Source organism: Sphingobacterium sp. UBA5670 (assembly GCF_002420705.1).
GTDB lineage: Bacteria > Bacteroidota > Bacteroidia > Sphingobacteriales > Sphingobacteriaceae > Sphingobacterium.
Window position 1 is genome coordinate 653,855 of sequence record NZ_DIIM01000021.1, and the last position, 5,289, is coordinate 659,143.

The window sequence follows — 5,289 nt, forward strand, 5'->3', positions numbered from 1 at the left end:
TATGATCGGGATCTTCGAGTCCATAAGATCCCCTTAAGACCAGCTGATCCTGCTCCATCAGATAAATGGCCCCATTGACACAGCTACCGTATGAGGTGAGATGCGCTAATGTAAGGGCTGTAAGCTCCTCCTGCAGTTTATTACCCATCAGCAGATTGCTGAGCTGCGTCAGTCCGACCTGATGCCAATTGTTGTTATTGAGTGCATCAAATGAAGTTTTCAGCGACCGGGCCATTTCATTGAGTGATCCCGTCAAACTGCCCAGATCGTCCTGTTCGTCATCCTGTACCTGCATGTCATAATGCCCTGCAGCAATCTCCCTCGCGATGCGTTGTGTAATACTCAGCCGACGTTGGATTTCCTCATCTTTACGCTTCAGGTCATTCTGCAACTCTTCCCGTTTAAAGAAATCTGCCCGCAGGCGGAAGTAAAAAAAGACGGTAATCAGTAGAGAAACCACCGCAGCCAACAAAACAAATATGGAGGTATAACCCGATGAACGTCCGAGTTCATCCGAACGCTTGTTCAGCAAAAATTCTTCTTTATCGATGATCTGGCCGATCAATACACGGCAGCTATCCATGTAAGTCTTCCCCTCTTCGAGCTGGGAAACCGTCACCATGCCACCGCGTTTTTTGATATTGACGAGATTTTCAAGTCTATCTAAACGGGATTGCACAAGTGTAGATAAGGTATCGATTACCTGTTGCTGCTCGGGATTATCGGAAGTTAGATCGTGTGCGCGGCTCAGCGACTGGGGCAGCGACTGTAGACCGGTTTTATAAGGATCCAGAAACTTGTCCATACCTGTCAGCAGGAAGCCGCGCTGGCCTGTTTCGGCATTCTGCAGATCCTGCAGAATCTTGTTGACACGACTCATGACCCGCCGGCTGTGATCGACCATCGCACTATTATGGATCTGCTTGCGAATACTCACATAAGAAGCCGTTGAACTTGCTAATAGTAACAACAGCGATATTCCAAAACCTATCTGTAGGTTTCTTAAAATAGTTTTAGGCATGCTTTTTCAACAATTGAGTTAAGACAGTGCCAACTGATGGTCTAGATGGCCGCCAAATATAAAAAATAGGAACCTATATTAAATCTCGCCTCAGCCAGCCCAAACCATGTTACCGTATTTTAACAAAAAGTTGCGTATTTATCCCCCACCAGCGATCCTTCCGGCAATGATTTCAGAGGTCGCCGCGCAAAAGTCAAGACCCGAATAATCCGGGTTGTAGCCACCGATATAAGGGACAGCCATCATAAAAAGACGCTGACTGGAATGTCCGCTCTGGTCTACCAACTGGAAGTTGTCATCTATTTTCACCCCCGGTACCTGTAGAAAGATCGCACCGTCCGGCGCGACAAACATGTGGTCGTTGCCAGCCAATAATTCTTCCTTGGCGTGCTCCACCGAGCGGAAGCGCAAATAAGCCGGACTGATATTGCCGTTGTCGACCAGACTCTTAAAGGGAAAGTCTGCAAAGTCCAGCGGTCGTTGCCCTACACAATCCACAAAGGTGTTGTAATGCACCCTGCGTTCGATGCCCTGTTCATCGGTATAAAAATAATCAGCCCCCCTATCGCTGGCAGGTTCGACCCGGCTTTCATTTCCTACATGGACCACTTCCAGCCGCCTGGCATCGTATAGTGCCAACAGCTCACGGCCGGATCCTTGCGGCACAAAGGCAATGACAATGGAAATCAGCGGCATCAACACCTTCTTTAAGCGGATCATATCTTCAGCGGACATGTATTTGGCAGGATAGTTTAAGGTGAAACTCAGGGCAGACAGCACCTCTTTCCAGTAGATTGATTCCCTTCTTTTGATAGACTTTAGCGACTGAACATACTCCTGACGGAAGACTTCAAAGGCATCTTTCTGTTCCCTTAAACTGAGTACGACCTCCACAAAGTCCTCCAGACTAAGTTTTTCCACCATTGCATAGAAGTCGGGGTCTTTTTCTTTGAACTGTGCTTTAAAATTCCGCTCAAACAAAAAATCAAGGGAAACGAAGCCCTCATTTTCCATTCTGTTCAATAGCAGTTCTTCCTCCGAAATCAAGAGATTATTGGCCAGGAACGGTTCTTCTTGATGAAAACGGATAGCAGGCAAAAGCCCACTCCGCGTATGCATCCGCAATTTAAAATTTTCACTACCAGGATCGATCTGATAGCTCAGTTCGCCTGTTTCCAGATATTCAAAAGATCCATTGTGGCGGGCTAGCGTCCGAATAGCGTCTATCGCTGTGAGTGAAGCACCCCGTATACCCACGGCATGGTCGGTCTTCAAAGCGAGCTTGGACGGTGGATAGGGCGATTCAAAATAATGTTCGACATTGCCTTCATGTCTGGTGGGCCACTTATGACCGGTACAGATAATGACCTTGTCGACTATATGTGTCTCTGTGCTGCCAACGATGATTTTTACTTGAGATTGGCTTTCCATGTCCATGATATCGCTGACCTGACAGCCAAGGTAAACCTGCGTTTCAATCCCTTTCGCATCGGCCTGTCGCTTCAGCAGCATAAACTGCTCCGACAAGTACCGGCCAAAAAGCAATCTCGGAACCACCTTATAACGATTAAAATCGTCCACATCAATACCATAGGTACGGAGCGTCGCCTCCGAAAGCGTTTGAACAAATTCTTCGATGGTGGTGACTAGTGCCGGGATTTCATGATCCGAAACATTGGTCAGGTGTTCGGCTGTCGCACCTTCGTAGCTGTAAGGCATTCCTGCGCCCAATTGCTTGCGCGACTCGAAAATAGATATTTTGAGCCCTGCAATATTCTTTTCAATCAGTCTTTTGTACATAAACAGGCCACTGGGTCCACCCCCGATAATGGCTACATGGATATCTTGTTGCATAGTATTAATTGCGCTGCCTGTATGACAGTATCGGATCAATAACAAGGATAAAATGCAGAAAGTTTTAAAGGCTTTTATTCTTGCACAATAAAAAATGGGATAAATACGGGGGATGAATTAAATACCTGATTCGCGGATTCTTCAAACGATCATTCGTCAGAGGCTGTTTTTCGAATAAACAAAATAATAATAAATAACAGTATTATGGAAAACAACATTAATAATCCGGAAATCATCAACGACATCATCAAGATCAACAACGACCGCATCGAAGGTTATAAAAAGGCAATTGATCTGGCAAACAGTCATGGTTTAGATAAACTTATCCCAACATTCGAAAAGTTTATTGGACAGTCGGAAGAATTTATTGCCGAACTAACGCCTTATGTGGAACTTGAGGGCAAAGAGGCTACGGACGGAACGATGCTCAGCGGAAAGCTCTTCCGCGTCTGGATGGGCATCAAAGTAAATATTACCGGAGACGACGAAAGAAGTCTATTGGAAACTTGTGAGCAAGGTGAAGATGCTTTCAAATCTACCTATCAAACAGCCTTGGCTGACGGATCGGAAGAACTTTCGCAAAACGTCCATAGCCTGATCAATACACAGCTCAGCAAACAGCTCGAAGCGCACAATATTATTAAAATGATGCGCGACAGCAAAACCATCTAATATTTTAAGTAGTAATTTTTTCTTTTTCACAAAAAAATACCGAAGCCTACACCCCTTCGGTATTTTTTGTGAAAAAGAAAAAGATCACTGTCACTCAAATAGTGTAAACGATGTAGCACAAGAAGACAATTACACGTTTGAACATAAAATCATTCCCTAGTTTAAACAAAAAAAATGAAAAAGATTCTTACAGGAATAACAGCAATTTTTATTTTATCGGCCGCGAGCTCCTGCAGCAGTCAAAAGCCGCAAACAGCCAGCGAACAGCAGCTTTCTGAAAAAGAAGTCGTTGGAACTATCACAGCGATTGAAAACGGAAAAGATGGTTATATGGCAACCCTTACCGACAAAAAAGGCCAGAATGCCATTGTAACGATCAGCATCGTCAATTTACAGAAATCGGGTGGTACTTTCAAACGCTATGCTGTCGGTGATGTAATCCGTGCCAAAGGCAACTTTTGGAAAGATGATGCCGGCATTGTCCATATTACAGCACAAGATGTAAGGCAAGTTAACTGATTACTTCAGTGCACCCCATTAATTTGCTAAACTGCAAATAAATGGGGTGCACTTGCTCCGAAGTTTTAAAAAACTATAAATCAGGATAAGAACAAAAAAATAAAACGGTAATAATACTTCGAAACCTCGCCTATGTTACTCATAAATTTATCTGCATAATTATCCCGAATAAAATGCAATATCCAGGCAATTAACATCATCCAGACCAATGATTGTTAGTTTTCATAAAAATGAAAAAAGGAGTGCGATCGAACTTGACGTCTCTTAAATATCATTTCTGAGTAATAATAAATTTTAAAGACGAGAGGTTAAACCTCCCATTAGATCATTAAAACTTACTTTTGAGTTCAAAAAGTCAACAAAAGAATTCAAATGAAGAAGCTTTATAAATTTCTCTCGCTAACTACCTTTCCACTCCTAATCCATGGCTGCAACATGTTTGATGTACATCCTTACTCTGGTAAAATTGATGGAAGAAAACATATCAACGCAGATAATATGATTAAGATAGAACACGATTATGCTAATCAGGATACGATCCGATACGCATTCATCAGTGATTCGCAACGATGGCACGACGAACTTGACGATTTTGTAAAAATAGTCAACCATAGAAATGATATTGATTTCATTATACACGGCGGCGACATCAGCGATTTCGGTCTTACCAAAGAATTTTTATGGCAACGTGATATTCTAGAGAAACTGAAACAGCCTTATGTCGCTCTTTTGGGAAATCACGATTGCCTCGCCAATGGTGAAGAGATCTTCGAACAAGTATTTGGTACGCCCAATTATAGTTTTATTGCGGGCAAAACAAAATTTTTATGTTTAAATACCAATGCATTGGAATCCGACTACTCCAATCCCGTTCCGGACTTTTCATTTATAGCGCGTGAGCGCCTGCTAGATACTGCGCGTTTTAAACAAACGGTTGTGGTCATGCATGCCAGACCCACTTCTGACCAGTTCAATAATAATGTATCCTCCGTCTTCCAGTATAGTATAAAACAATTCCCGAAGCTCCTTTATTGCACCAATGGTCATGATCACATCTATCAAGAAGAAGATATTTTTAAAGATGGCATCATCTATTATGGCACTCCAAATATCGGTAAACGTCAATTTCTAATTTTTACAATCACAAAGGACCGCTATACCCATGAACTTGTTTCCTACTAAATCAAAAACACGACCTTTCACGTTTATTGCGCTTTTTTTTT

At 42.9% G+C, this 5,289-nt stretch carries 5 protein-coding genes; 3 read left to right on the plus strand and 2 right to left on the minus strand.

Annotated features, from left to right (window positions below; all coding sequences use genetic code 11):
* A partial coding sequence (locus B3C94_RS20700) for a CHASE3 domain-containing protein (RefSeq protein WP_293907290.1) occupies window positions 1-1,021 on the minus strand: 1,021 nt, incomplete at its 3' end.
* A gap of 138 nt (window positions 1,022-1,159) precedes the next feature.
* Complete coding sequence (locus tag B3C94_RS20705; protein WP_293907292.1) at window positions 1,160-2,875, minus strand: FAD/NAD(P)-binding protein; 1,716 nt, start codon at window positions 2,873-2,875, stop codon at window positions 1,160-1,162.
* A gap of 204 nt (window positions 2,876-3,079) precedes the next feature.
* On the opposite strand from B3C94_RS20705, the gene B3C94_RS20710 reads away from it, so the two are divergent.
* The 3 genes from B3C94_RS20710 (at window position 3,080) to B3C94_RS20720 (ending at window position 5,248) form a co-directional block, all read left to right on the plus strand.
* The gene (locus tag B3C94_RS20710; RefSeq protein WP_293907294.1) at window positions 3,080-3,547 is read left to right on the plus strand and encodes a PA2169 family four-helix-bundle protein; all 468 of its coding nucleotides are present in this window, start codon (window positions 3,080-3,082) and stop codon (window positions 3,545-3,547) included.
* A 174-nt stretch (window positions 3,548-3,721) separates the two neighbouring features.
* Complete coding sequence (locus tag B3C94_RS20715; protein WP_293907296.1) at window positions 3,722-4,066, plus strand: hypothetical protein; 345 nt, start codon at window positions 3,722-3,724, stop codon at window positions 4,064-4,066.
* Between the two features lie 372 nt (window positions 4,067-4,438).
* The gene (locus B3C94_RS20720) at window positions 4,439-5,248 is read left to right on the plus strand and encodes a metallophosphoesterase family protein (protein WP_293907298.1); all 810 of its coding nucleotides are present in this window, start codon (window positions 4,439-4,441) and stop codon (window positions 5,246-5,248) included.
* The last annotated feature ends 41 nt before the right edge of the window (window positions 5,249-5,289 follow it).

Coding starts and splice junctions, on each gene's coding strand:
- B3C94_RS20705 (WP_293907292.1), bottom strand. CDS start 2,875: ATGCAACAAGATATCCATGTAGCCATTATCGGGGGTGGACCCAGTGGC.
- B3C94_RS20710 (WP_293907294.1), top strand. CDS start 3,080: ATGGAAAACAACATTAATAATCCGGAAATCATCAACGACATCATCAAG.
- B3C94_RS20715 (WP_293907296.1), top strand. CDS start 3,722: ATGAAAAAGATTCTTACAGGAATAACAGCAATTTTTATTTTATCGGCC.
- B3C94_RS20720 (WP_293907298.1), top strand. CDS start 4,439: ATGAAGAAGCTTTATAAATTTCTCTCGCTAACTACCTTTCCACTCCTA.